The sequence below is a fragment of the Pseudomonas wenzhouensis genome (assembly GCF_021029445.1).
In the GTDB taxonomy this organism is placed as follows: domain Bacteria; phylum Pseudomonadota; class Gammaproteobacteria; order Pseudomonadales; family Pseudomonadaceae; genus Aquipseudomonas; species Aquipseudomonas wenzhouensis.
The window spans coordinates 3,877,904-3,903,422 of the sequence record NZ_CP072610.1 but is presented as its reverse complement, the minus strand read 5'-3'; the positions used below and the strand labels follow the sequence as shown (position 1 = coordinate 3,903,422).

29 protein-coding genes and 1 riboswitch are annotated in these 25,519 nt (G+C 63.7%); of the genes, 21 read left to right on the top strand and 8 right to left on the bottom strand.

Annotated features, from left to right (window positions below; genetic code table 11):
* Positions 1–10 precede the first annotated feature (10 nt).
* The 4 genes from J7655_RS18185 (at position 11) to J7655_RS18170 (ending at position 4,711) form a co-directional block, all read left to right on the top strand.
* Positions 11–1,303, top strand: a complete 1,293-nt coding sequence (locus J7655_RS18185; protein WP_230925639.1) for a sensor histidine kinase — start codon at positions 11–13, stop codon at positions 1,301–1,303.
* Between the two features lie 149 nt (positions 1,304–1,452).
* Positions 1,453–2,337 (top strand): sugar nucleotide-binding protein, encoded by an 885-nt coding sequence (locus J7655_RS18180; protein ID WP_230925638.1) that lies wholly within the window; start codon positions 1,453–1,455, stop codon positions 2,335–2,337.
* Complete coding sequence (locus J7655_RS18175; RefSeq protein WP_230925637.1) at positions 2,330–3,250, top strand: NAD-dependent epimerase/dehydratase family protein; 921 nt, start codon at positions 2,330–2,332, stop codon at positions 3,248–3,250. Before J7655_RS18180 ends, J7655_RS18175 begins: the two co-directional genes overlap by 8 nt.
* Positions 3,251–3,337: 87 nt before the next feature.
* Positions 3,338–4,711 carry an IS1182 family transposase gene (locus J7655_RS18170; protein ID WP_230925636.1) on the top strand — a complete coding sequence of 458 codons (1,374 nt, stop codon included), beginning with the start codon at positions 3,338–3,340 and terminating at the stop codon, positions 4,709–4,711.
* 811 nt (positions 4,712–5,522) lie between these two features.
* Here J7655_RS18170 and J7655_RS18165 read toward each other — a convergent pair.
* The gene (locus J7655_RS18165; RefSeq protein WP_230925635.1) at positions 5,523–6,215 is read right to left on the bottom strand and encodes an OmpW/AlkL family protein; all 693 of its coding nucleotides are present in this window, start codon (positions 6,213–6,215) and stop codon (positions 5,523–5,525) included.
* A 193-nt stretch (positions 6,216–6,408) separates the two neighbouring features.
* Between J7655_RS18165 and J7655_RS18160 the strand changes: the two genes are divergently transcribed.
* From J7655_RS18160 to J7655_RS18135, 6 genes are read left to right on the top strand one after another with little or no spacing between them, the layout of a single operon-like run.
* Entirely contained in the window at positions 6,409–7,182 is a 774-nt protein-coding gene (locus tag J7655_RS18160; protein ID WP_230925634.1) for a DUF3450 domain-containing protein, read from the top strand.
* Positions 7,179–8,528: a MotA/TolQ/ExbB proton channel family protein gene (locus J7655_RS18155; protein WP_230925633.1), complete on the top strand. Its 1,350-nt coding sequence runs from the start codon at positions 7,179–7,181 to the stop codon at positions 8,526–8,528. Before J7655_RS18160 ends, J7655_RS18155 begins: the two co-directional genes overlap by 4 nt.
* Entirely contained in the window at positions 8,521–9,069 is a 549-nt protein-coding gene (locus J7655_RS18150) for a MotA/TolQ/ExbB proton channel family protein (RefSeq protein ID WP_230925632.1), read from the top strand. The genes J7655_RS18155 and J7655_RS18150 overlap by 8 nt, the downstream gene beginning before the upstream one ends.
* An 11-nt stretch (positions 9,070–9,080) precedes the next feature.
* Complete coding sequence (locus tag J7655_RS18145) at positions 9,081–9,491, top strand: ExbD/TolR family protein (RefSeq protein WP_125874146.1); 411 nt, start codon at positions 9,081–9,083, stop codon at positions 9,489–9,491.
* Positions 9,491–10,177, top strand: a complete 687-nt coding sequence (locus J7655_RS18140; RefSeq protein WP_230925631.1) for a TonB family protein — start codon at positions 9,491–9,493, stop codon at positions 10,175–10,177. Before J7655_RS18145 ends, J7655_RS18140 begins: the two co-directional genes overlap by 1 nt.
* A 2-nt stretch (positions 10,178–10,179) precedes the next feature.
* Complete coding sequence (locus tag J7655_RS18135) at positions 10,180–11,277, top strand: tetratricopeptide repeat protein (protein ID WP_230925630.1); 1,098 nt, start codon at positions 10,180–10,182, stop codon at positions 11,275–11,277.
* 182 nt (positions 11,278–11,459) lie between these two features.
* Here J7655_RS18135 and J7655_RS18130 read toward each other — a convergent pair whose 3' ends face one another.
* The 4 genes from J7655_RS18130 to J7655_RS18115 all read right to left on the bottom strand — a co-directional run bounded on the left by J7655_RS18130 (position 11,460) and on the right by J7655_RS18115 (position 14,797).
* Positions 11,460–11,981, bottom strand: a complete 522-nt coding sequence (locus J7655_RS18130; RefSeq protein ID WP_074858092.1) for a DUF3299 domain-containing protein — start codon at positions 11,979–11,981, stop codon at positions 11,460–11,462.
* A 58-nt stretch (positions 11,982–12,039) separates the two neighbouring features.
* Positions 12,040–13,446: an ABC transporter permease gene (locus tag J7655_RS18125; protein WP_230925629.1), complete on the bottom strand. Its 1,407-nt coding sequence runs from the start codon at positions 13,444–13,446 to the stop codon at positions 12,040–12,042.
* Position 13,447: 1 nt separating this feature from the next.
* The gene (locus J7655_RS18120) at positions 13,448–14,155 is read right to left on the bottom strand and encodes an ABC transporter ATP-binding protein (RefSeq protein WP_230925628.1); all 708 of its coding nucleotides are present in this window, start codon (positions 14,153–14,155) and stop codon (positions 13,448–13,450) included.
* Positions 14,156–14,230: 75 nt separating this feature from the next.
* On the bottom strand, positions 14,231–14,797 hold the full coding sequence (locus J7655_RS18115; protein ID WP_230925627.1) for a DUF2796 domain-containing protein: 567 nt from the start codon (positions 14,795–14,797) through the stop codon (positions 14,231–14,233).
* Between the two features lie 113 nt (positions 14,798–14,910).
* Between J7655_RS18115 and J7655_RS18110 the strand changes: the two genes are divergently transcribed.
* Complete coding sequence (locus tag J7655_RS18110; protein ID WP_230925626.1) at positions 14,911–15,252, top strand: hypothetical protein; 342 nt, start codon at positions 14,911–14,913, stop codon at positions 15,250–15,252.
* A 58-nt stretch (positions 15,253–15,310) separates the two neighbouring features.
* Here J7655_RS18110 and trxA read toward each other — a convergent pair whose 3' ends face one another.
* The 3 genes from trxA to J7655_RS18095 all read right to left on the bottom strand — a co-directional run bounded on the left by trxA (position 15,311) and on the right by J7655_RS18095 (position 17,405).
* Positions 15,311–16,183, bottom strand: coding sequence for a thioredoxin (trxA, locus tag J7655_RS18105; RefSeq protein WP_230925625.1), 873 nt, complete (start codon positions 16,181–16,183; stop codon positions 15,311–15,313).
* A 137-nt stretch (positions 16,184–16,320) separates the two neighbouring features.
* A complete protein-coding gene (locus J7655_RS18100) occupies positions 16,321–16,980 on the bottom strand; it encodes a class I SAM-dependent methyltransferase (RefSeq protein ID WP_230925624.1) in 660 nt (219 codons plus the stop codon).
* Positions 16,977–17,405 (bottom strand): hypothetical protein, encoded by a 429-nt coding sequence (locus J7655_RS18095; protein ID WP_230925623.1) that lies wholly within the window; start codon positions 17,403–17,405, stop codon positions 16,977–16,979. Before J7655_RS18095 ends, J7655_RS18100 begins: the two co-directional genes overlap by 4 nt.
* 145 nt (positions 17,406–17,550) lie before the next feature.
* Here J7655_RS18095 and nrdR point away from each other — a divergent pair, with 145 nt between their 5' ends.
* The 10 genes from nrdR (at position 17,551) to J7655_RS18045 (ending at position 25,455) form a co-directional block, all read left to right on the top strand.
* Complete coding sequence (gene nrdR, locus J7655_RS18090) at positions 17,551–18,018, top strand: transcriptional regulator NrdR (protein WP_003243991.1); 468 nt, start codon at positions 17,551–17,553, stop codon at positions 18,016–18,018.
* Positions 18,015–19,130, top strand: coding sequence for a bifunctional diaminohydroxyphosphoribosylaminopyrimidine deaminase/5-amino-6-(5-phosphoribosylamino)uracil reductase RibD (gene ribD, locus J7655_RS18085; RefSeq protein ID WP_230925622.1), 1,116 nt, complete (start codon positions 18,015–18,017; stop codon positions 19,128–19,130). Before nrdR ends, ribD begins: the two co-directional genes overlap by 4 nt.
* 62 nt (positions 19,131–19,192) lie before the next feature.
* Positions 19,193–19,347: riboswitch (FMN riboswitch) on the top strand.
* A 127-nt stretch (positions 19,348–19,474) separates the two neighbouring features.
* Positions 19,475–20,137 (top strand): riboflavin synthase, encoded by a 663-nt coding sequence (locus J7655_RS18080; protein WP_230925621.1) that lies wholly within the window; start codon positions 19,475–19,477, stop codon positions 20,135–20,137.
* A 12-nt stretch (positions 20,138–20,149) separates the two neighbouring features.
* Positions 20,150–21,229 carry a bifunctional 3,4-dihydroxy-2-butanone-4-phosphate synthase/GTP cyclohydrolase II gene (ribBA, locus tag J7655_RS18075; RefSeq protein WP_230925620.1) on the top strand — a complete coding sequence of 360 codons (1,080 nt, stop codon included), beginning with the start codon at positions 20,150–20,152 and terminating at the stop codon, positions 21,227–21,229.
* Positions 21,230–21,509: 280 nt separating this feature from the next.
* Positions 21,510–21,986 carry a 6,7-dimethyl-8-ribityllumazine synthase gene (gene ribH, locus J7655_RS18070; RefSeq protein ID WP_074858119.1) on the top strand — a complete coding sequence of 159 codons (477 nt, stop codon included), beginning with the start codon at positions 21,510–21,512 and terminating at the stop codon, positions 21,984–21,986.
* Positions 21,983–22,462 carry a transcription antitermination factor NusB gene (gene nusB / locus J7655_RS18065; protein WP_230925619.1) on the top strand — a complete coding sequence of 160 codons (480 nt, stop codon included), beginning with the start codon at positions 21,983–21,985 and terminating at the stop codon, positions 22,460–22,462. Before ribH ends, nusB begins: the two co-directional genes overlap by 4 nt.
* A gap of 90 nt (positions 22,463–22,552) precedes the next feature.
* A complete protein-coding gene (gene thiL, locus J7655_RS18060) occupies positions 22,553–23,506 on the top strand; it encodes a thiamine-phosphate kinase (RefSeq protein WP_230925618.1) in 954 nt (317 codons plus the stop codon).
* Between the two features lie 15 nt (positions 23,507–23,521).
* Positions 23,522–24,049, top strand: coding sequence for a phosphatidylglycerophosphatase A family protein (locus J7655_RS18055; protein WP_090337659.1), 528 nt, complete (start codon positions 23,522–23,524; stop codon positions 24,047–24,049).
* A gap of 14 nt (positions 24,050–24,063) precedes the next feature.
* Positions 24,064–24,792: a substrate-binding periplasmic protein gene (locus tag J7655_RS18050; protein ID WP_230925617.1), complete on the top strand. Its 729-nt coding sequence runs from the start codon at positions 24,064–24,066 to the stop codon at positions 24,790–24,792.
* Positions 24,793–24,810: 18 nt separating this feature from the next.
* Entirely contained in the window at positions 24,811–25,455 is a 645-nt protein-coding gene (locus J7655_RS18045) for a retropepsin-like aspartic protease family protein (RefSeq protein ID WP_230925616.1), read from the top strand.
* Positions 25,456–25,519: the final 64 nt, after the last annotated feature.

The following is a 25,519-nucleotide window of genomic DNA, read 5'->3' as shown; positions in this document are numbered from 1 at the left end:
CGGCGGGCTGTTGAGCTACAGCCTGATTGCGCTGCTGGATCTGCAAGAGGAACTTGCCGAGGACCTGGGGGAGAACATGGTCTGGGCTGCAGCTCAGGCCACCTATCAGGCCAGTCTGCTACTGCAGGCGAGTCAGTTGCCCAGTGAGGGGCATCGGGGCAATGCTGCATTGCAGCGACATCTTTTGCGGGCGCGGCTGGAGGTGCTGCTGTCCCCTAGCCAAGCCCATTTCATGCAGCGCGCCGGTGTGCTCGAACAGCTGAAGCAGGCCAGAAATCAGCTTGGGGAGGCCGACGTCGACCACGCGGCGATGCAGGCGCTGCTTCACGATATCGGTCGCAAGATCATGCAGGTCGAGCGCGAGCAGGCCGGTGAGCGTCGCGACGCCTACAAGCGACTGATGCATCAACTTATTTTGTCGATTCTCTGCGTCATGGCCGCTGGCGGGGTGTTGTGCTGGCAGTTACTGCGCAGCATGTGGGCGAGCCAGCGAGCTCACGACCAGATTGCCGAGCAGCATCGCCACACCCGTAAGCTGCTCAGTGACCTGGAGCACGAGCGCTCGGTGCGATTGCGCTATCGCGATTTCGTCTCGTTGATGTCACATCAGTTGCGTACTCCCTTGTCGGTCATCGACTCCAGTGCTCAGCGACTGATGCGCCAGAGTGAAAGCGAGTCGGGCCCGGTGGCCGAGCGGTCGCAGCGCATCCGTTCGTCGGTGGGGCAACTCAACCGCCTGGTTGGGCGCCTGCTCGACGGGCTGCGGCTGGACGAGACCGGTACCTTGGTACAGAGCTCCCTGGTACTGTCGCGCTGCCTCTGGCGGGATATCGTCGGCGAGGCTATCGAACGCTTCGCTGACACGCTGGCGGGGCGGCAGGTACAGCAGGAGTGGGCCCCAGAGTGTGAAGGGCAACTGCTTTGCGACCGCCTGTGGAGCGTGGAGATTCTCGTCAACCTGCTGTCGAACGCGCATAAGTACAGTCCGCCGGACCAGCCGATCCTGATCAGGGTATGGCGACGAGACAACTGGTTATATTGCGCCGTACGTGATTTTGGCGCTGGCGTGCCGGAGGCGGAGCATGCGCAGATCTTCGAGCGCTTCTATCGCCGCGCCGGTACCCAGCATCTGAGCGGTGTTGGGTTGGGACTGCCGATTGCCCGCACGCTGGCGCAGTGGCAGGGTGGTAGTCTAAGCGTGCGCAACGCCGAGGGTGGCGGCGCCGTATTTACCCTGGCACTTCCCATCGGTAGGGGCGATGACGATATCGCCCAGAGTACGGCCCTGGTGCTTCCCGCCTGATCGTGCGACCGCGATAGCCCTCGCCCGGCTGCGGGGTACGACGTGGCGCGTTATAGTGACGTGCGTGATCGAAAACCGCAGAATGGCGCCTTCGCTCTGTTGTTCGGGGTGTATCTCTTATGCTTTTTTGGTAGGTTGCTAAACCAATCATGCGAATGCGGTTGTTACTTTTGGGGGGCGGCAACGCCTTGGGAAAGGCCCTGGTGCATCAGGGTGCCGAGGAGGGCATCGGCTTTCTCGCGCCTCGTCCACTCCAAGATGGCTGGGATGCGAAGAGCCTGACCGAGTTGCTTGACGACACCCGCCCGGATGCCGTGATCAACCTCGCCTATTACTTCGACTGGTTTCAGGCCGAGTCGGTAGCAGAGCCGCGTCTGCACACTCAGGAGCGTGCCGTGGAGCGCCTGGCCGAGTTGTGCCAGCATCACTCCATCGTGCTGCTGCAGCCATCCAGCTATCGTGTTTTCGATGGTTCACGGGTCACCGCTTACAGCGAAAAGGAAGAGTCGATCCCTCTCGGGCCGCGTGGCCAGGCGTTATGGAGACTGGAGCAGAGCGTGCGCGCGATCTGCCCGCGGCATGTGCTGCTGCGCTTCGGCTGGTTGCTAGATGACAGCCGCGAAGGGTTGCTGGGGCGCTTTCTGCAGCGGGCCGAGCGCGATGATGCGCTGTATCTCGCCGATGACCGTCGCGGCAATCCCACGCCGGTGGACGATGCTGCGCGGGTGATTCTGGCGGTGCTCAAGCAGCTGGACTGCGAGTCGCCCTTGTGGGGCACCTATCACTACGGTGGTCATGAGGCCAGTACATCGCTGAGCCTGGGGCAGGCGGTACTGAGCGAGGCGCGCCACTATCGCAGCAATCTGGTCGAGGATATCGCGCCCCAGGCGCATGCCGCCCGCCCGGATGCAGCCGATGAACCGCAACATGCCGTGCTGGCTTGCAAGAAGATTCTTCACACCTTCGGCATCAAACCGCGCGCCTGGCGCTCCGGTCTGCCGAGCCTGCTGGACCGTTATTATCGTCATGGCTGAAATTCTCGTAACCGGCGGCGCCGGCTTCATTGGTTCGCACCTGGTCGATGCCTTGCTGGCCGCCGGCCACGGCGTGCGTGTGCTGGACAACCTGTCCATGGGCAAGCGCAGCAATCTGCCGCTGGATAATCCGCGTTTGTGCTTCATTGAGGGCGATGTCGCCGATGCCGGGGTGGTCGCCCGCGCGATAGTGGGTTGTTCGGCCGTGGCGCATCTGGCCGCGGTGGCTTCGGTACAGGCCTCGGTAGACGACCCTGTCGCGACGCATCAGAGCAACTTCATCGGCACCCTGAATGTCTGCGAAGCGATGCGCCAACACGGTGTGCGGCGTGTGGTCTACGCCTCCAGCGCGGCGATCTATGGCAACAACGGCGAAGGCGTGGCGATCGACGAGACCACTGCCAAGGCGCCGTTGACGCCCTATGCGGCGGACAAGCTGGCCGGCGAATACTATCTGGATTTCTATCGCCGCCAGCATGCGCTGGAGCCGGCGGTGTTCCGTTTCTTCAATGTCTTCGGGCCGCGCCAGGATCCATCCTCGCCTTACTCCGGGGTGATCAGTATCTTCACCCAGAGGGCGCAGCAGGGGCTGCCGATCAGCGTCTTCGGCGATGGCGAGCAGACCCGGGATTTTTTCTATATCAGCGATTTGATCGAGCTGCTGCTGCAGGGGCTGCTGGGTGAGTTCGTCGAGCAGCCGGTCAATGTCGGCTGGAACCAGGCGGTAAGCCTCAATCAGTTGCTGGCGGAGATCGGTGCGCTTTGCACGGGCTTGCCGCTAGTCACCTACTCGCCTGCACGAGCTGGCGACATCCGTCACTCTCGTGCCGACAATACGCGTTTGCAGGCTCATTACCGTATGCCGCCGCAAACGCCTCTGCGTGAAGGGTTACGTCAGTTGCTCGAACAGTGAATCGGGCACATGAAAAAGCCGGCTTTCCAGACTGTGTGAAAACCTAGCAGTCTGAGAGCAAGCTAAAGACAATGCCTCCATCAGTTGATGGGGGCAGAGGAGCTGGTACCGGAGGATCATCTGGTACGGGTGATCGAGGCCTATGTCGCTCGTCTGGATCTGCAGGCTCTGGGTTTCAGCAAGGCCGAGCCGCTCAAGACCGGGCGTCCTGGCTATGATCCGGCGGATCTACTCAAGCTTTATCTATACGGTTACTTCCAGCGCATCCGCTCCTCCCGGCGCCTGGAAGCCGAGTGCCAGCGCAATGTCGAGGTGATGTGGCTGCTGGGCCGATTGGCGCCGGATTTCAAGACCATTGCCGATTTTCGCAAGGACAACAGTGCTGCGTTTCAGGCGACCTGCCGCACCTTCGTGCAGTTCTGTCGCCAGGTGGGACTGATCAGTGGGCAACTCGTGGCCATCGATGGCAGCAAGTTTCAGGCGGTTGCGTCGCAACGCAAGCATCTGAGCCTGACGAAGCTCAAGCGCCAACAAGCCAAACTGGAGGCGCAGATAAGCCGTTATCTGGCAGAACTGGACGAGGCTGACCGCAATGAGGCAACTGAAGGGGTTGATTGCCGTGCGGTCAAGGTAGCGCTGCAGCACCTGGAGAGCCGACATGCCGATAACCTGACAGCCCAGACGTTGATGGAGGTACAGAGGCTGGATCAGTTCGTCGTGGGCGAGGACGAGGCCCGCATGATGCGTACCCACCTGGGGGCTCGCGTGGCTTATAACGTGCAAAGCGCGGTAGATGGCGAGCATGGGCTGATCTTGCATCATGCCGTCACTCAGGACGGTTGCGATAACCAGCAACTGGAACCGATGGCCAAGGCCGCCCAGGCGATCCTAGAACAGGAAGAGCTGACGGTTACAGCCGATGCCGGCTACTCCAATGGTGAGCAGTTTCAAGCCTGTGATGATGCTGGGATTACGGCCTATGTACCGGCAAACCGGGGGATCAACAATCAGGGTGACGATACACCGCTGTTCGAGCGTGACGCCTTCACTTATGACGCCACCCATGACCAGTACCAATGCCCGGCGGGCAAATGGCTACTGTTCAAGCAGGTCAGTGGCCTACAGCGCATCTATGCCGTGCAGGATGACTGCGCGGGCTGTCCATTGAAAACACGCTGCACCAAGGCTAAACGTCGACACGTGAGTCGGCATGTCCATGAATCCGCGTTCGAACGCATGCATCAGCGGATGCAGGCGCATCCAGAGATGATGGTCAGGCGCCGATCCATCGTCGAACATCCCTTCGGCAATCTGAAGCAGTGGATTTTGGGTAATGGTCGCTTCCTGCTCCGACAACTGCGGGGAGCGCGGACGGAAATGGCCCTGGCGGTCAACGCCTACAACCTGAAACGAGCCATCAATGTGCTGGGTGCCCGTCGGTTGATCGAACTGTTGGGATAAATCCCGTCTTCCATTTCCAGCCATCAAAAACACCAACGCCCCGAACCAGACGGGGCGTTGGGTTTGCCTATGGTCAGGGCGTTTTCACACGCTCTGTAGTGCGGGCTTTTTCGTTGTGCGCCAGGCATGGCGCGTAGCGCCGTGACTGGCGCTGTTCGGTTCACTGTGGTGGTGGACTGGACGACTTGGAGGTGAAAGTCCTCTACACACCCGGCAAGGGGAAGTGTTAGCCAGAGGCAAGGGTGTCGCGGGCGACTGCGAATCTGAAGGAAGCCCGAGGCAAAATGCTGGCCTGACGAACAGGAAGCGGATAGAGGCGGCGTAGCGGGGTGAGGTAGCAACGATTGCCAAAGCCCGATACTTGCACGGAACGCTACGACGTAAATCCGACAGGCATAAGCAGGAAGGTCGCGCGAATTACCCTGGGAGATCTGTTTGGCCTGCCATGTGCTACCGGCCCCGAGAGGTGACGGGATGGGCGAACAGAAGTCAGCAGAGGCCGTAGTAGTTGCTCGAAACCGGAGCGATGAAGGGCTGAACCTGCCATGAGTGGATAGTCAGGTGTGCTCTCTGTTGGAGCGTAAAGCAGAAACGCCGTGAACAGCGGTGGTCGAGACCATCAGGAGGTAGGAGTCGGAAACTCCGAGGGCCGGTCTGGGCGCTTAGCTACCGCAGGCGACACATCAACGGAACCAAGCTCGCTGATGCTGTTTGTCAGTAGGCAGGAACCGCCGTATACGGAACCGTACGTACGGTGGTGTGGGAGGACGGCGGGGGTGACCCCGCCTCCTACCCGATTCTGTGAGGGCTGTCAGAACTTGTAACCCAGGCCAACCATGTAGATGAAGGGGTCTACGTCCACATCAACCTTGGCGCGCACGCCGAGGGCGTTGTTGTCGACATAGGCAGTAGTGTCGATGTCGATGTAACGCACTTGGGCGTTGAGCATCAGGCTGTCGGTCAGCATGTAGTCGGCGCCCACCTGCCAGGCCAGGCCCCAGGAGTTCTTGGCGCGGAAGTTGTCGAAGCCGTTGGCGCTGGCGGCGCTGCCGACGTGCTCGTCGAAAATCCAAGTGTAGTTGATGCCTGCTCCGACATAGGGCTGGAAGGCTGACTTGGCGTCTAGTGGGTAATACACAAGGCTCAGAGTCGGCGGCAGATGCTTGAGGGTACCCAGCTTGCCATTGGCTGCATCGAGGACGGTGCCCTTGATCTTCACATCATGCTCGAACGGCGTTGCCGCCAGCAACTCGATGCCCAGATTGTCGGTGAGCATATAGGCGAAGTTCAGGCCCAGCTGTGTGTCACTGCTCATGGTTGCCTTTCCGCCGAGGTTGGCACCGGCGAGGCCACCGCGATCGACCTTGACGCTGGAGGAGTCGGCCTCCGGGTTGACGGTGATGGCCCCGGCGCGGATGAGGATATCGCCAGCCTGGTGGGCTTGAGCGATGGGGGCGGCGACGGCCAGGGCCAGCAGTGAGGCAGTGAACAGTGACTTGTACATAGCGAACTCCAGTTCGAGTCGGTTGTGTGTCTTGGCTGGAATTAATGCTAAGCCAAGCAACAATCCACTTTTTGACCTGGCTCAATAGATCGACGGGCTCTGCTGCGGTGTTTTGTCCATTGCTTCAAATGCATCTCTAGATGATAATGTTTCTCTTTTTGAAGCAAGCCTGTCTGTCGAGGACCCTCTGCGCATGAATCGCTTCCCCCTCCGTTCCCTGGCTGTGGCCCTGATGTTGGCCAGCGGCTCGCTGGCTGCCGCGCCGCTGGATGCCGCGCTGGATGAAAGTCAGCGCCTGGCCGCCGAGGCGAAAGCCTCGCAGGGTCGTATCGAGCAACTGGATGACGCCAGCCGTGAGATGCTCACCGAGTACCGCAATGCCCTGCAGCAGGCTGAGGCTTTGAAAGGTTATAACAGTCAACTGCGTGACCTGGTCGAAGCCCAGCGCCAGGAGCTGGCCAGTTACCAGAAGCAGCTCGATGGTATTGAACGCACCCAGGAAGCGGTGAGCCCGCAGATGGTCAAGATGGTCGAGGTGCTGGGTGAGTTTATTGCCGCCGACCTGCCGTTCCTGCCCGAAGAGCGTGAAGACCGCCTGGCCCAGTTGCAGGATCTGCTGCCGCGCGCCGATGTCAGCCTGGCTGATAAATATCGCCGCATTCTCGAGGCCTACCAGATCGAGAGCGACTACGGTCGTACTCTGGAAGCCTGGCGTGGCGAGTTGAACCAGGCCGATGGCGGCTCGCGCAGCGTCGAATTCCTGCGCCTGGGCCGCAGCATGCTCTATTACCAGACCCTCGACGCGCATGAGAGTGGCTGGTGGAACCCGCAAACCAAGGCCTGGGAGGTGCTCGACGGCAGCGCCCGTCGTCCGCTGACTCAGGCTATCGCCATCGCCCGCCAGCAGCAGGCGCCCGCCGTGCTGTCCCTGCCGATCAAGACCCTGGCCGAGGAGGCCGCACAATGAGTCGTCGTGTTGTAGCCGTACTGGCGCTCAGCCTGTTGCCGGCACTGGCCGCCGTGGCCGAAACCCTCAACCCCGATCAACTGCTGCAGCGCATCCGCAGCGAGCGCGCTGCCGAAGTCAGCGCCATGCAGGAGCGCGAACAGGCGTTTCTCGCCAAGCGTGGTGAGCAGGCCCAGTTGCTGGCGGCCGCGCGTTCGGCGCTGAATACCCAGAAAGCCGAAAGTGAACGTCTGAAAGCCGAATTCGACCGTCAGGAGGCCGAGCTGGCCGAGCAGGAAAAACTGCTGGCGCAGCGTGTCGGTCACCTTGGCGAGCTGTTTGGCGTGGTGCGCCAGAGCGCCGGTGACGTTGCCGGGCAATGGCAGGACAGCCTGCTCAACGCCCAGTACCCGGAGCGTCTGAAGCGCCTCAAGGCACTGGCTGAGAGCCGCTCGCTGCCCTCCGCCGAAGACCTTGACGGCTACTGGATGCTGCTGCTCGAAGACCTGGCCGCCAGCGGTCGTATCGAGCGCCTGCAACTGCCAGTGGTGAATGCTGATGGCTCGCGTAGCGAGCAGCAGGTGCTGCGCGTGGGCGCCTTCGCCGTGTATGGCGAGGATGCCTTCCTGCGTTACGACGCCGATGCCGGGCAACTGCTGGCGCCGCCGCGTCAGCCGTCCGGCCTGGGGCAGGTCAAGGACTACCTGAGCAGCACCGATGCGCTCGCCACGCTGCCCATCGACCCGAGCCGTGGCAGCCTGCTGGCGCAGCTGCAGCAGCAGCCAACCCTGTGGGATCGTCTACAGCAGGGTGGCCTGGTTGGCTGGGTGATCGTCGTGCTGGGAACCTTTGGTCTGCTCCTGGCGCTGTGGCGGATGATTTATCTGAGCCGCGTCGGCCGTCTGGTCAAGGCGCAGATGCACAACCTCAGCGTGCCGCGTGATGACAACCCGCTGGGCCGTGTGATCGGCGTACTGGGTGCCAAGCCGCAACTGGCAGACCTGGAGACTCTGGAGCTTAAGCTCGACGAGGCGATCCTGCAGGAAACACCGCCGCTGGAAAAAGGCCAGGGCCTGCTCAAGCTGCTCGCCGCCGTGGCACCGCTGCTCGGCCTGCTGGGTACCGTGACCGGCATGATCGTGACCTTCCAGGCCATCACCCAGAGCGGCGGTGGTGACTCGAGGATGATGGCCGACGGGATTTCCCAGGCGCTGGTGACCACCGTGCAGGGGCTGGTGACCGCCATCCCGCTGCTGTTCCTGCACAGCTTGCTGGCCAGCCGCAGCAAGGGCCTGATCCAGATTCTCGAGCAGCAGAGCGCCGGCCTGATTGCCCTGCACCTGTCGGGAGCGCCGCGCCGTGACTGATCTGTTCGCCTTCTGGCTGCGTGTGGTCGACAGTGCCCATGCACTGCTCGACTTCATGAGTGCCGGCGGCGTGGTGATGTGGGCGCTGGCGGTGCTCTGCGTGGTGTTCTGGACCCTGGTGTTCGAGCGCTTCTGGTACATGCGGCGGATCTTTCCGCGTTGGGTGCAGGAGCGTCGCGAGGCCTGGCAACAGGTACTCGCCGACGACAACGGCAACTGGCAGCGCGCCGTGCGCACGGCCTGGTTGGCGCAGGCACGTCAGCAATTGGCCGCGCCGCTGCGCCTGGGCAAGACCCTGGTGGCGCTGTATCCGCTGCTGGGCCTGCTTGGCACGGTGCTCGGCATGATCGCCGTGTTCGATGTGCTCGCCCTCAACGGCGCCGGTAACCCACGCGGCATGGCCGCAGGCGTATGGCAGGCGACCCTGCCGACCATGGCCGGCATGGTCCTGGCCATTCCCGGATTGTTCAGCCTGGCGCGCCTCGAACGCGAAGCCAGCCAGGCCATCGAGCGGCTGGCCGACCAGCTGCGTCACGACTGAGATCGCCCAACATGAGAATGCGTCGTCACCACCAGCAGGACGAAGACACCGGCATCGACCTCACGCCGATGCTCGACGTGGTCTTCATCATGCTGATCTTCTTCATCGTCACCAGCTCCTTTATTCGCGAGTCCGGGGTCGAAGTGCAGCGCCCGCAGGCGGAAACCGCCAACCCGCAGGACAAGGGCAATATCCTCATCGCCGTCACTGCCGACGGGCAGATCTGGATGGACAAGCAGCCGGTGGATATCCGCAGCGTGCGCGCCCATGTCGAGCGCATGCGCGTCGATCAGCCCGACGGCGCGGTGGTGGTGCAGGCCGACCAGGATGCGCGTACCGGCCTGGTGGTTCAGGTGATGGATCAGGCACGTCTGGCCGGTGTGCAGGATGTTGCCCTGGCCGCCGGTAGCGGAGTCAACTGATGCGCCTGCCGCTGTCTTTTCTTGGCGCCTGCCTGATGGCCCTGGGGTTGTTCGCCCTGATGCTGTACATGGTCGCGCCGCCGAGTGCCAAGGTGAGCCAGGATCCGGTCAGCGTGGCCAACTTCGTGCGCATGGATGGTAACGCCAGCGAGACCGCCAGCCGCACCCGTCAGCAGGCACCGCAGCCGCCGCAACCGCAAACGCCGCAGCCACCCACGCCGCCGACGCCGCAAAGCGCCACGCCAAATGCCAACCTGCCGGCGCTGGACATCCAACTGCCCAGTCTTCTGGCCAGCGGCATTGCCGTCAACAGCGCGCCGGCACCGAGTCTGTCCGGCCTGGCCCCCGGCGCATCCGCGCCGACGCCATCGAGCGAGGCTGCCGAGGCCGGCGGGCAGATGGGCGGCATGGAAAGCGAAGTCATGCCGCTTAATGATGTGCGCCCGGATTATCCGCGTTACGCGCTGCAGCGTGGCATCGAAGGGTTCGTCAAACTGGCGTTCACCATCAATCGCTCCGGCAGTGTAGAGAATATCCGCGTGCTGGAGGCCAACCCGCGTAACGTCTTCGAGCGCGAAGCGCGTCGTGCTGCGGCACGCTGGCGCTTTGCACCGCGCACCGAGGGCGGCCTGGCGGTGGATCGCGAAGCGGTGAAAACCCTCTACTTCCGTCTGGAAAGGAGCTGACCATGTACCGTTGGTTGTTGCTCGTGATGCTCAGCGCTGCAGCCGTGCCCGGCATGGCCCAACAGACCGTTGATCCGGCCGTGTTCAAGGCGTTGAATGCGGCACAGGTTGCGCAGCAGAAGGGCGATCATGCCGCTGCACGACGCGCGCTGGATGATGTCCAGGCCAAGAGCGGTAGTCTCGAAGAGGCGCTGGTCTGGCGCAGCAAGGCCTATGTGGCCTGGTCGGCCGGCAGCAATGCTCAGGCCATCGACTGGTTGGACAAGGCCGTGCGCAGCGGCAAGCTGGACGCTGAAATGCTGGCCGGCGAGCGCCTCAATCTAGCCAAGCTCAACCTGGGCGAGCGCCGCTACGCCAAGGTCGTCGAGTTGCTGGCGCCGAATCAGGGCAGTGCCTCCGAGGAGGTGTTGCAGATGCTGGTGCAGGCCTATCAGGGCATGAACCAGCCGGCCAAGGCGCTGCCCCTGGCCGAGCGTTACGTGCAGGTCAATCCCAAGGCCGCCGATATCTGGCTGCAGTTTCTGGTGGGGGCCAATGCTGATCTGAAACGTTATGCCCAGGCCGAGCGCTGGCAGCGCCAGTTGCTGGCGCGCCAACCGAACGATGCCAAGAGCTGGCGTCAGCTGGCCGCCCTGCAGCAGATGGCCGGCAGCAACGACAAGGCGCTGGCGACCCTGCGTGCAGCGCGCAGCAAGGGCCTGCGTTTCAGTGAAGCGGAGCTGGACAATCTGGTGCTGCTCGCCGGTGCTGCCGATCAGCCCTGGCAGGGCGCCAAGCTGCTGGCCGGGATGCTCGACAGTGGCCTGCTGGCCAACACCGCCGCACGTCAGGAGCGCCTGGGCCTGTTCTGGTGGCAGGCGCGTGATCGTGCGGCTGCGGTGCGCGTGCTGCGTCCGTTGGCCGAACGCAGCGGCAATGGCAAACACTGGCTGTACGTCGCCCAGCTGGAACTGGAACAGTCGCGCTGGCAGGCTGGCCTGGATGCGCTGGCGCGTGCCGAGCGTGGTGGCGCCGAGCGCGGCAAGGTGCGCTCCTGGCGGCAGTGGGCGGAAAGCGAACTGCGCTTCGAGCGGGAAAATCACGTCGCCAGTCGTAGCTGACGATGGCGACGCCGGATATGAAAAAGCCAGACGCGATGTCTGGCTTTTTCTTGGGGGCGTATCGGTAGGCGCTTGTGTAGGAGACGCGCCTCGCGGCGAATAGGGCTAACAGCGCAGGTCTTTCTGGATGACCACGACCGCTTCGCCCCGAGGCGGGGCTCCTACAAGCACCCCGGCTGGGCTCAGCTGTCGGGCAATTCGTAAGCGTAGATCTTGTCCGCTGCCATCTGGTAGCCGACTTCGGCCAGCTCGCTGCTAACGTGCTCGGTTTTCAGTGGGCCTTCCACCCAGAACGGTTGGTACAGCGCATCGAGCAGCACGCCCAGCTCGCTGGTGACGTGGACGATCTGGTTCGAGGGCGGCGGTGGTACGTGAATGCAGGCGCCGAAGTAGGGCACCAGCAGAAACTCCACCACGCGGCCTTCGTCGGTCACGTCCAGCGGCACGATATAGCCGGGCAGTTTCACCTGCTGACCATCGAGTGCCTTGACCACTGGAGCGGCGGGCGACTGTTGCATGGCGGCCGGGCCGGCTTCTGACAAAGCGTCGGCCAGTTGCGAGAGGTCGTGAATCGGCGTCGGATCGACCACCTGCGGCGGCGCATCCGGCGGGATCAGGTCTGACCAATTGAGTTCGCGCACATCCGCAGCAGCCAGTGGCAGGGCCAGGGTCAGCAGCAGGGTGGCGAGCAGGGGGCGGGACATGAGAAACCTCTTGGTAAAAGCGCCTGCGCAGTGTACGACAGGCGCTCTCAACTTTGCCTCAAAGCCTGATCGACAGCCCATCGGCCAACGACTGCCGATAAGCCCGCCAGGCCGGCACGCTGCCCATCGCCACGGCTGCTGCGAGAATGCTGCCCAGCAGTTTCCACTCGTAGCTCGACGGGGCACTGAGTGCCAGGTACAGGCCATAGTTGGCCTGGACGAAACCCTGGCTGCCGGTGATGCCCAGATAGAGCAGCGCGACACCTAAAGCCACGCCGGCCAGTGCCAGGGTGAAGGCTTCCAGCACTAGCAGGCTGGCGATATGCCAGGGACGGGCGCCCACCGAACGCAGAATGGCCATTTCCCGGCGGCGTTCGTTGAGGCTGGTGAGAATCGCCGTGAGCATGCCGATCAGGCCGGTCAGCACGACGAACAACGAAACCACGAACAACGCCTGCTCGGCGGTGCCCATCAGGCTCCACAGCTCCTGCAGCGCGACGCCCGGCAGAATCGCCAGCAGCGGCTCGCCACGAAACTCGTTGATCTCGCGCTGCAGGCTGAAGGTCGCGATCTTGCTGTTGAGGCCCAGCATAAAGGCGGTGATCTGCTTAGGCTGCAGCGCCTGTCCACAAGCTACTGCGCTTGACGCTGCTGCGTTGAAAGCGGGCTCGGAATGCTCATTGAGACTCGACTCAACTGCGCTTCCTCGCCCGCTTTCGCCTTGCCCCGTCTGCGCTCGCGACGCTTGTGAACAGGCACTTGCCCACTCTCGCACCTGATCTGCGCTGATCTGCGCCGCGCCGCGTGCCGGCATGCCGTTTTGCCAGTCGATGTGCAGCGCCTCCATGCCGGCCAGGGAAATGTGCAACGTGCGGTCGACCGGTGTGCCGGTGCGTTCGAGGATGCCGACCACGGTGAACGGCTTGTCGTCATGCTTGACCAGGCTGATGGTGGCGACGCCGTGTGCCAGAACGATGTTCTCGCCGAGGCCGTAGCCAAGCGCCTGGGCCACTTCCGCACCGAGTACTACCTCGAAGGGATCGTCAGCAAAAGCACGGCCCTGGGCCAGGTGCAGCGCCTGGCTGCGCGCATAGCGGTAGTGCTCGAAATAGGCAGTGCTGGTGCCCATCACCCGGTAGCCACGGTGCGAGTCGCCTAGGGAAATGGGGATGGCCCACTTCACCTGACGGTGATTGGCAAAGTGCTCGAAGCTGTCCCAGCGGATGTTGTTGGTGGCGTTGCCGATGCGAAACACCGAGTAGAGCAGCAGGTTCACGCTGCCCGAGCGGGCGCCAACGATCAGGTCGGTACCGCTGATGGTGTTGGCGAAGCTGGCGCGGGCTTCGGTGCGCACACGCTCCACGGCCAGCAGCAGGCAGACCGACAGGGCGATGGCGAATACGGTGAGCAGGGCAGTGAAACGGCGGTTGGCCAGGCTTGCCAGGGCTATACGCAGAAGATGCATCTCAGACCTCGACGGGCTTGGCGGCGCGGTTCAGTTCGCTCAGCGACAGGCTGCGGTCGAACAGGGGAGCCAGGCTCTGGTCGTGGCTGACGAACAACAGGCTGGCGCCGGAGGCGCGGCATTCGGCGAAGAGCAATTGCAGGAAGGCCTCGCGGGCGTCGAAGTCCAGTGCGGAAGTGGGTTCGTCGGCGATCACCAGCTCCGGCTGGCCGATCAGCGCGCGGGCGGCGGCGACCCGCTGTTGCTGGCCGATGGATAGTTCATCGGCGCGCCGGCCAAGCAGCTCGGCGCGTAGCCCCAGGTGATCGAGCAGCGCAGCGGCGGCGGCATCGATGCTGCCGTGGCGCTGGCGTGCACGTTCGGCACGCAGGCGCGAGAAGCGGCAGGGCAGCTCGACGTTCTCGCGTACGGAGAGAAACGGCAGCAGGTTGAACTGCTGGAAGATGTAGCCGGTGTGATCGACGCGGAAACGGTCGCGGGCGCTGGCCGAAAGTGCTGCCAAGTCCTGGCCGAGCAGGCGGATATGACCGTGCTGTGCGCGTTGTACGCCGCCAAGCAGGCCGAGCAGGGTGGTCTTGCCGCTGCCGCTGGGGCCTTTCAGAAACAGGGTTTCACCGCGCGCCAGGGTGAAGGTGGGGATATCCAGCAACGGTGCCTGGCCGGGCCAGGCGAAGCCGAGATTGGCGAGTTCGATCAGGGGTTCGGTCATGGTCTGCTGCGTGTCGGGAGAAGACGTTTATTGCCGAAGCAAGCGGCGCTCGCCCCGGCAATGAGACGTGGCAGTTCAGAAGCTCAGGCGTGGCTGCGCCGGCGTCAGCTCCACGCCCTGCTGGCCGTTCGGGCCGATCAGTTGTACCTGAATCTTCTTGGTGGCGGGGAAGCGTTTGAACAGCTCGGCGAGGTCCAACTGTTTCAATTCATTGGCCTTGGCGCATTCGAAGCGATAGTGCGCGTGGATGTCGCTGTGTTCGCCTTCGTGAGCATGATGGTCGTGGTCGGCGTCGCCGAACAGCGGGCTTTGCAGTTCCACCTCGGTGGCCTTGCAGTCACCGCTGTTGAGGGCGAACAACGTGATGGGCTGCTCCAGTTCGCGTTTGACCGCAGCGACCTTGGCCTTGTCGGCGTCGCTCTTGGCGGCATGCTCGAAGCCGACCAGATTCATCGCCGGGCTTTCGAATTGCAGCTCCAGCAGGTTACCGTCCAGCGCGGCATTGAGGCTGGCGGTACCGTGTTCATGGGCGCCCAGGCTGTCGTGGGAATGTGCATGGCCGTGATCATGGTCGTGCTCATGAGCCTGGGCGGCGACCAGGGGCAACAGGGCGAAGGGCAGGGCGAGCAGCAGGTGGCGCATGGTGGTCTCCAGCATGAGTGCGGTTTGATTGTTACGTTATAACAACTTTTGTGGCGGGCTGGCCAGCCCGCTTCCGCCATGGGAGCATGCGAATTCCTGACTGGAGGCTGAACATGGTGCGAATACGCGGGCGCATTGGCGACTGGCCGGTGGATCTGACGCTGGAACTGGACGCCGAGGATTGGGCGCAACTGGCGCAGCATGTGGCGCTGGCGCCGACAGCCAGCACCCCGGCACCAGAGCTCAAGGCTGATGCAGGGGACGCCCTGTGGCAGACCGCCTTGCAACTGGTCCGCGATGCGGGGCAGGTGGAAGGGCCGAAACTGATGGCGCAGTTGACCGCGCTGGCCGGTGGCGAGGCCGCTGGCAAGCGCCTGCTGGTGCGTCTGCGCCACTGTGCACAGATCCGCATGGAGACCGGCGCGGATGCGCCGATCTATCACTGGCAGGGGTAGCCGCAAGCGGCAAGATAGAGCGTGGCATCTGGCATTTGCCTGAGGCTTGCCGCTGCTCTTAGTAGATCGCCTGATACAGCTTGCGCCGATAACTGGTGACCAGCGGGTGATCGCCGCCGAGCAGGTCGAACACTCGCAGCAGAGTCTTGTGCGGCAGGCCTTCGCTGTAGCTGCGATTACGCACGAACAGCTTGAGCAGGCCGTCCAGCGCCGCTTCGTACTGCTGGCGCGCCAGTTGCTGCACGGCCAGCTGGTAGACCGCCTCGTCATCCTCGGCGTTCTGTGCCAGGCGGCTTTTCAGCGTGGCCACTTCCGGCAGATCGGCAGCCTGGCGCAGGAAGGTCAGTTGCGCCCTGGCGCCGGCCAGCGCCTGCTTGTGTTCGTCACCCTTGACCGCATCGAGCACCACCTGGGCTTCGCCCAGTTCGCCGCGCTCGGCCAGGCAGCGCGCGTAGAGAATCAGCGCCGCGCCGTTCTCGTTGTTCTCGGTCAGCACCTGCTTGAGCAGCGCTTCGGTCTCACTGAAACGTCCTTCGGCGAACAGCGCCTGGGCTGCTTCCATCGGGTCGGCAGAGGCGGGCGCCGGTTCGGCGACATGCGGCTTGAGCATCTCGCGGATTGCCGCTTCCGGCTGGGCGCCGGCAAAACCGTCGACCGGCTGACCGTCCTTGAACAGCACCACGGTGGGCAGGCTGCGGATACCGAAGCGCATGACGATGTCCTGCTCGATATCGCAGTTGACCTTGGCCAGCAGCAATTCACCGGCGTATTCCTCGGTGATCTTCGCCAGCATCGGCATCAGCGCCTTGCACGGCGCGCACCATTCGGCCCAGAAATCCACCAGCACCGGCTTGTGGAAGGAGTTCTCGATCACCAGTTGCTCGAAGTGGGCGGCGCCGGAGATATCGAAGATGTAAGGGGAGTCGCTCATGGTCGGTCTCGAAAAGCAGGGCAATGGTCTATTAATGCGGGCAGGTGGCCGGCGAAACAAGGGGGCGCCGCTTATTGCCTGTAGCCCGGATGCAATCCGGGGAATGCTGGCACCTTGTTTCCCGGATTGCATCCGGGCTACGTCGGTCGTTGTGCATGATACAGGCTGACCTCGCGAAACTCTGCCGGCTCGGCCAGATCCGGCCAGGTACAGCCATCGAGCAGGGCCAGACGCTGGTACAGCGGATGCTGAAAATCCTTGACCCGCGAATCGGCCACCAGCGCCTGATGTCCGCGACTGAGAAAGTGATCGAGCAACGGCAGGTTGGCGCGGTCGTAGAGCACGTCGGCTACCAGGATCAGGTCGTAGCGGTCGGCTTCGGCGAAGAAGTCCGGCGAATAGCTCAGTGTCACGCCATTGAGCTCGGCATTGGCACGGCAGGCGGTCAGCGCCAGTGGGTCGAGGTCGCAGGCCACGACTTCGGCGGCGCCGGCCTTGGCCGCCGCGATGGCCGCGGCGCCGGAGCCTGCGCCGAAATCCAGCACGCGCTTGCCGCGCACCCACTCGGGGCGCTCGGCCAGCCAGCGCGCCAGCACCAGGCCGCTGGCCCAGCAGAAGCACCAGTAGGGCGGCTCTTCGAGAATGCGCCGGGTTTCCTCGGGGTTGAAGGCGCGATCCATATTGCTGGCGTCGATCAGCCACAGGGCGATATCGGTGCCTGGCAGGTTTTCGGCTACCAGGCGGGCATCGCCGAGCAGTTCGCTGAGTGCCTGCTGCAACGCTTCGGATGGCCTCATGGCGCCGGCACCAGCTGCAGCGCGCCAAGATCCTGATCGCTCAGTTCGGCGATGCTGCGCGCCGGCAGGCGCTGCACCAGGCGTCCGGACTGGCTGACGCGGCCGCGCAGCTCCAGGCGCAGATCCTGCGGCACGGGCTGCAGGTTCAGCGGCAGATGAAAGGGCAGCGCTTCGCCGTTGCCACGCAGATGAACCTGGCCCAGCAGGGCGCGCGGCCGGCCACGCATATCCACGCCCAGCAGCGCCAGATCGACATCGGCGCCGGCGGCAACGCCGCTCAGCTCACCGCGCAGGGCTGGGCCCTGGATGGGGGCAGGGCGCACTTCGTTCTGCGTCGGGCCGGGGGCAGGCGCTACGGGTTCGTTGGCGCAGGCAGCGAGCAGGGCGCTCAGTGCCAGTGGCAGCATGGTCAGGTATCGGTTCATGGCAGGGTTACTTTTCGGCGATGCATGGGCATAGCTTAATTTGTCTTGCTGCCTGTAGGCAGGCCTTCTCAAGGCGCCTTGGATTTTTCAACGGCGTGCTATGCGCTACCATGGCGCCTTTGCCGCCAATCAGTCAGCGCCTGCCATGCATTGTCCCTTCTGCGCCGCCAACGACACCAAGGTCATCGATTCCCGTCTGGTCGCCGAGGGCGATCAGGTGCGCCGCCGCCGCGAATGCGTGGCCTGTGGTGAGCGTTTCACCACCTTCGAAACCGCCGAACTGGTGATGCCGCGCCTGATCAAGCAGGACGGTAGCCGTCAGCCCTTCGATGAAGAGAAATTGCGCGCCGGCATGCAGCGCGCGCTGGAAAAACGCCCGGTGAGCGTCGAGCGCCTGGAAGAAGCAATCGCCCGCATCAAGCAGCAACTGCGAGCTACCGGCGAGCGCGAGGTGAAGTCGCTGGTGCTCGGTGAGCTGGTGATGACCGAATTGAGCAAGCTCGATGAGGTGGCCTACATTCGTTTCGCCTCGGTCTACCGGCGTTTTCAGGATCTCAACGAGTTCCGCGAAGAAATCGAGCGCCTGGCCCGCGAGCCGTCGAAAAGCCGATGAGCGAGCGCGATCACCTGTTCATGGCGCGCGCCCTGCGGCTGGCGCGCAAAGGTATTTACTCCACCCATCCGAACCCGCGTGTCGGCTGCGTCATCGTGCGTGATGGCGAGATCGTCGGCGAGGGCTGGCATGCCCGCGCTGGCGAACCGCATGCCGAAGTGCATGCCCTGCGTCAGGCCGGCGAACGGGCGCGCGGTGCTACCGCCTACGTCACGCTGGAGCCCTGCAGCCACCATGGGCGTACGCCGCCGTGCGCTGATGCGCTGGTCGCCGCCGGTGTCGACCGGGTGGTTGCGGCGATGCAGGACCCCAATCCGCAGGTCGCCGGGCGTGGCCTGTTGCGCCTGGCCAATGCTGGTATCGAAGTGTTGTCCGGCGTGCTGGAGGCCGAGGCACGGGCACTCAATGTTGGTTTCATCAAGCGCATGGAGAGCGGGCTGCCTTTCGTACGGGTCAAATCGGCGATGAGCCTGGATGGCCGCACGGCCATGGCCAGTGGCGAAAGTCAGTGGATCACCGGCCCGGCAGCCCGTGCCGAGGTGCAGCGTTTGCGCGCGCAGTCCAGCGTGGTGCTCAGCGGCGCCGACACCGTGCTGGCCGACGATGCCCGCTTGACCGTGCGCCCTGACGAGCTGGGACTGGGGGTCGAAGCTACCTTCATGGCCGCTTCACGGCCGCCGCTGCGGGTGTTGGTCGATGGCCGGCTGCGGGTGCCGCTGAGCAAGGCCTTCTTCCAGGTTGGCCCGGCGCTGGTGGCGACCTGTGCGGCGGCCACCGCGCGTGATCGTTACCTGGCCGATGGTCATGAACTGCTCGCCGTGCCCGGCAGCAATGGTCATGTCGACCTGCGCAAGCTGTTGCAGGAGTTGGCCGGGCGTGGTGTCAATGAAGTCCTGGTCGAGGCCGGGCCGCGCCTGGCCGGTGCCTTCGCGCGTGCCGGGCTGGTCGACGAATACCGCATTTTCGTCGCGCCCAAGCTGCTGGGCTCCCATGCGCGGCCACTGTTCGAACTGCCGCTCAACCGCATGGCCGAGGCGCCGGAATTGCAGATTCTCGACATGCGCGCCGTCGGCGACGACTGGCAGATCACGGCGGTACCCAAGGCCCGATAGTGCGGGCCATGCAGCGCGGCGATAAATATGGTAAAACGCCACGCGGCCATTTGATCTGGCCGTAACGTTCTCAGGGCGGGGTGGAATTCCCCACCGGCGGTAATGGTTCGCAGAACCTAGCCCGCGAGCGCTCGCCACGGCTCCTGCCGCGCGAGGTCAAGCAGACCCGGTGCGATTCCGGGGCCGACGGTATAGTCCGGATAAAGAGAGAGCGGGATTCCCTCCATGGGCGCCTTCTTGCGCGTCCGTGAAATCCCTATCGATCGGCATTGCCCTGTTTTTGACCAAAACAGGAGTTCGTCCATGCTGTTCAGCAATATCCTCAACGTGAAACCGGAGGGCGTATGTTCACCGGCATAATCGAAGCCATCGGCAGTATCCGCGCCATGACGCCCAAGGGTGGCGATGTGCGCGTTTATGTGGCTACCGGCAAGCTCGATCTGGGCGACGTCAAGCTTGGCGACAGTATCGCGGTCAACGGCGTGTGCCTGACTGCCGTGGAGTTGCCCGGCGATGGCTTCTGGGCCGACGTCAGCCGCGAGACGCTGGCGCGTACCGCCTTCGTCGACCTCAAGCCCGGCAGCGCCGTCAATCTGGAGAAAGCCCTGACACCCACCAGCCGCCTCGGCGGGCACCTGGTCAGCGGTCACGTCGACGGTGTCGGCGAGATCGTCGCGCGTGCCGAAAACGCCCGTGCCGTGCAATTCACGGTGCACGCCCCACGCGAGCTGGCCAAGTACATCGCGCACAAGGGTTCGATCACCGTCGACGGTACCAGCTTGACCGTCAACGCGGTCAATGGCGCCGAATTCGAGCTGACCATCGTCCCGCATACCCTGGCCGAGACCATCATGGTCGACTACCAGGCCGGGCGTAAGGTCAACCTCGAGGTCGACCTGCTGGCGCGTTACCTGGAGCGCCTGCTGCTCGGCGACAAGGCTGCAGAACCCAAGGCTTCTGGCTTGACCGAAAGCTTTCTCGCCGAACACGGCTACCTGAAGAATTGAGGAGACGCCCCGATGGCGCTCAACACCGCTGAAGAACTGATCGAAGACATCCGCGCCGGCAAGATGGTCATCCTCATGGATGACGAAGACCGCGAGAACGAGGGCGATATCATCATCGCCTCGGAATGCGTCACCGCCGAGCACATCAACTTCATGGCCCGCTTCGCCCGTGGCCTGATCTGCATGCCGATGACCCGCGAACGCTGCGAGCTGCTCAAGCTGCCGCTGATGGCGCCGCGCAACGGCTCCGGTTTCGGCACCAAGTTCACCGTGTCCATCGAAGCCGCCGAGGGCGTGACCACCGGCATCTCCGCCGCCGACCGTGCCCGCACCGTGCAGGCTGCCGTGGCGCGCAATGCCGTGGCGGACGATATCGTCAGCCCCGGTCATATCTTCCCGCTGATGGCTCAGCCCGGTGGCGTGCTGGCGCGTGCCGGCCATACCGAAGCGGCCTGCGATCTGGCGCGTATGGCCGGCTTCGAGCCGAGCGGAGTGATCTGCGAGATCATGAACGACGACGGCACCATGGCGCGTCGCCCGGAGCTGGAAAGGTTCGCTGCAGAGCACAACCTCAAGATCGGCACCATCGCCGACCTGATCCACTACCGCCTGATCCACGAGCGCACCGTCGAGCGCGTCAGCGAACAGCCGCTGGACACCGAGTTGGGCCAGTTCAACCTGGTGACCTACCGTGATGGCGTCGAGGACACCGCGCACATGGCGCTGACCCTGGGCACCATCTGCGCCGAAGAGCCGACCCTGGTGCGCGTGCATAACATGGACCCGTTGCGTGACCTGTTCATGGTCAACCAGCCGGGGCGCTGGAGCATGCGTGCCGCCATGGCGGAAGTGGCCAAGGCCGGTAGCGGCGTGGTGCTGCTGCTGGGCAATCCGCTGACCGGGCCGGAGTTGCTGGCCCTGATCAGCCGGCAGCAGCCGTCCAGTCCTGCCACCTACAGTACAGTAGGTGCCGGCTCGCAGATTCTGCGCGATCTGGGCGTGCGCAAGATGCGCCTGATGAGCTCGCCGATGAAGTTCAACGCGATATCCGGCTTCGACCTCGAGGTTGTAGAATACCTGCCGGCTGATTAAAGGCGGCCCGAAGGGCCAAAGCTGATGACCCTCTCCCATTTATGGGAGAGGGTGCCCGAAGGGCGGGAGAGGGTGTTGTGGCCAACGCCGACCCTCTCCCTACGCGGGCCGCCCCAACCCCTCTCCCATAAATGGGAGAGGGGAGCTAAAGCACGTAGCCCGGATGCAATCCGGGGAGATCGGCACACTGGCCCCGGATTGCATCCGGGCTACGCCGACAAACGAATTTTATTTTCGGAGCGCAAGGCGCTCCGGCTCTTTAACCCATGTGAGACCCGTCATGACCCTGAAGACCATCGAAGGTACCTTCATCGCCCCGCAGGGCAAATACGCCCTGGTGGTAGGCCGTTTCAACAGCTTCGTCGTCGAGAGCCTGGTCAGCGGCGCCATCGACGCCCTGGTGCGCCATGGCGTGCAGGAAAGCGACATCACCATCATCCGTGCGCCGGGTGCCTTCGAGATTCCGCTGGTCACCCAGAAGGTCGCTCAGCGTGGCGAGTACGCGGCGATCATCGCCCTCGGTGCGGTCATCCGTGGCGGCACCCCGCACTTCGAATACGTGGCCGGCGAGTGCACCAAGGGCCTGGCCCAGGTGTCCATGGAATACGGCGTGCCGGTCGCCTTCGGTGTGCTGACCGTCGACTCCATCGAACAAGCCATCGAACGTTCCGGCACCAAGGCGGGTAACAAGGGTGCCGAAGCTGCGCTGTCTGCCCTGGAAATGGTCAGCCTGCTGGCGCAGTTGGAGGCCAAGTGAGCAACTCCGGTAACGGCCAGCCGGCCAAGAAAGCTCCCAGTGGCAAGATCCTCGCCCGTCGCGAAGCCCGTACCCTGGCCATGCAGGCGCTGTACTCCTGGCATATTGCCGGGCAGCCGCTGAACGAGATCGAAGCGCAGTTTCGTGTCGACAACGATTTCAGCAAGGTCGATGGCGCCTACTTCCATGAAATCCTGCATGGCGTGCCACGGCAGAAGACCGAGTTGGACGGCGCCTTCGCGCCGCTGCTCGATCGCCCGCTGGAAGAGATCGACCCGGTCGAACTGGCCATTCTGCGCCTGTCCACCTACGAGCTGAAGAACCGCGTCGACGTGCCCTACAAGGTAGTGATCAACGAAGGTATCGAGCTGGCCAAGGTGTTCGGTGCTACCGACGGGCACAAGTTCGTCAACGGCATCCTCGATAAGCTCGCACCCACGCTGCGCGCCGCCGAAGTCAACGCCAACAAGCGTTGAGGCCCATGGGGATGCTCGATTCACGATCCTGCGCTCCCGTGCCCTGCCTGTACTGTGCAGGGCCGGCACACGGCAGATCGTTGCCGCCTCATGGGTGAGTTCGAGCTGATCCGTCGCTATTTCGCCGCTGCCCCCTGTGCGCAGGGTGGTGACGGCGTGGTTCGCGGCATCGGTGATGACTGCGCGCTGCTGGCAGTGCCGGCGGGTGAGCAGTTGGCGGTGTCCACCGACACGCTGGTTGCCGGGATACATTTCCCCGATGCCTGCGACGCCTTTCTTCTCGGACAGCGTGCGTTGGCCGTCTCCGCCAGTGATCTGGCTGCCATGGGCGCGACGCCGCTGGCTTTTACCCTCGCCCTGACCTTGCCAGCCGCCAGTGAAACCTGGCTGGCCGAGTTCGCGCGTGGTCTGCAACGGATGGCCGAGCATTGCTCCCTGGCCCTGGTCGGTGGTGACACCACACGTGGCCCGCTGAGCCTGACGCTGACCGTGTTCGGTCGTGTGCCGGCCGGGCAGGCGCTGCTGCGCAGCGGCGCGCAGGTCGGTGATCTGCTCTGCGTCGATGGCGAGCTGGGTGATGCCGCCGGTGCCTTGCCGCTGGTGCTCGGCCAGCGTGAAGCGGCGGCGGATATCCGTGAGGCGCTGCTGGCGCGCTACTGGTCGCCGCAACCGCAGTTGGCGTTGGGGCAAGCGCTGCGTGGCCGCGCCACCGCTGCGCTGGATATTTCCGATGGCCTGCTGGCCGACTGCGGGCATATCGCCAGGGCTTCACAGGTTGCCCTTGAGATCGAGCTGGAACAGGTGCCGCTGTCTGCGGCGCTGCGGGCGTTTGCTGGTGAAGAGCAGGCGCGGCTCTGCGCTTTGGCTGGCGGCGACGATTACCGTCTGGCCTTTACCCTGCCGCCAGCCCGGCTCGCCGAGCTGCAGGCCGCCTGGCCCGGGATACGGGTCATCGGCCGTGTGCAGGCCGGCTCTGGGGTACGGTTGCTGGACGCCGCTGGCCAGGCCATCGAAACGCCGCGTGGCGGCTATCAACATTTCTGACAGGACGGAATACGTGTGACCGATCACCCCAACCAGGTTCCCGCCGAATACGTACCGCCTTCGGTGTGGCGCAATCCCTGGCATTTCATCGCTTTCGGTTTCGGCTCCGGCACTCTGCCCAAGGCGCCAGGCACCTGGGGCTCGCTGGTGGCACTGCCCTTCGTGCCGTTGTGGCAGATGCTGCCGGACTGGGGGTATTGGCTGATGCTCGGGGTGACCATGCTGTTCGGCTTCTGGCTGTGCGGCAAGGTCGCCGACGACCTGCGCGTACATGATCATGAAGGCATCGTCTGGGACGAAATGGTCGGCATGTGGATCACCCTTTGGCTGGTACCTGAAGGTTGGGTCTGGTTGCTGCTAGGCTTTCTGATGTTCCGTCTGTTCGACATCGTCAAACCCTGGCCCATCCACTGGGTTGACCGGCATGTGCATGGCGGAGTCGGCATCATGCTCGATGACGTGATTGCCGGGGTATTCGCCTGGCTGGCGATGCAGGGGCTGGTGTGGGGTTGGGATCGTTATGCAGCGCTGTTGGGCTTTTAGAGAGGCAAGCAAAGATGGCTGCGAGGCTGTTGGCATTGCTGCTGGGCATGAGCGTAATCCTGACGGCGCATGCCGAACTGCAGCCGCCGGACGAGATTCAGGTGGCCAGCGAAGTCTGGGAGGGGCATACCAATGCCGACGGCACGGGAATGGCCTGGGATATCCTGCGTGAGGTGTTCGAACCGGTCGGGGTACGCTTGCATGTGCAGAGCGTGCCTTACACCCGTGCGGTGGGTCTGGTTCAGCGTGGCAGTGCCGATGCCTGGGTGGGTTCCTACCGCGACGAGGTAGATGAAGGTGTGCTGTATCCGCGCTGGCATTACGACGGCGAGCGCGTCAGTGCACTCGGTCTGCGCGGCAAGCCGGCCCCCACGCTGGAGTCGCTCGGTGAACTGCATCTGGTCTGGAAGCGCGGCTACGAATACCAGCGCTATCTGCCGAATGTGCGGCATTACCGGGAAGTTCGGCAGCATAGCGATATTCTTGGCATGCTCGATCAGGGGCATGCCGATTTCCATATCGACTCCCATTCGGAACTCGAGCTGCTGCTGGCGAATGTTGCGCGACGCGGCCGCTATCAGTTGGTCGAGCTGACCTGGTTGCCGCTTTACATCGGTTTTGCCGATAACGTCAGAGGCCGCGCCCTGGCCGAGCTGTTCGATCAGCGCATGGCGCTGCTGGTCAAGGCCGGGACGTTACGGCCAATCTTCGCGCGCTGGCAGCAGCCTTATCCCTTCGATTGAGCCGGGAGGCCGTCCTACATGCAGTTTCGTCACTGTCTCGCCGTGTTGGCGCTGTTGGGGTCGAGTATTGTCTGCGCTGCTTCTCAGGTTCAGGTGGTTGGGCTGTTCCCCGGTGCCGCAGTGGTCAACGTCGATGGCCAGCGCAAACTGGTCCGCGTAGGAAGCACCGGCCCTGGCGGGGTACAGGTCGTCAGTGTCGACAAGCAGAGCGCGGTGCTGCGCGTCGAGGGCGTCGAGCGTGTCTATCCCCTGAGCCGCGAATACAGCGCCGGGTTTGCCGAGCCGGTCAGGAAGCGTCTGAGCATCGCCAGGGGTATCGGCAACCATTATTGGGTAGCCGGTTCGGTCAATGGTCAGAGCGTGCAGTTTCTGGTCGATACCGGGGCCACCTCGGTGGCGCTCAATGATGCCCATGCCAAGCGTCTGGGACTCGATTATCGGGTCATCGGCCGGCCTCTGCAGGTCAATACCGCCAGCGGCGTTACCCGTGGCTGGCGGGTGATGCTCGACCGGGTCAAGGTTGGCGATCTGGAGGTTCTGGGCGTCGAGGCCGTGGTGCTGGAAGGTGGCGCACCGCATGAGGCACTGCTGGGCATGAGTTTCCTCAGTCGGGTGGGCTGGCGCGAGGAGCAGGGCATGCTGGTGCTCGAATCCAAACTCTGAGACGTTCATTAAGCGTTTCGATACCGATGATCGGCAATTCTGTCTGACCCGGTAGCTGGGCCTG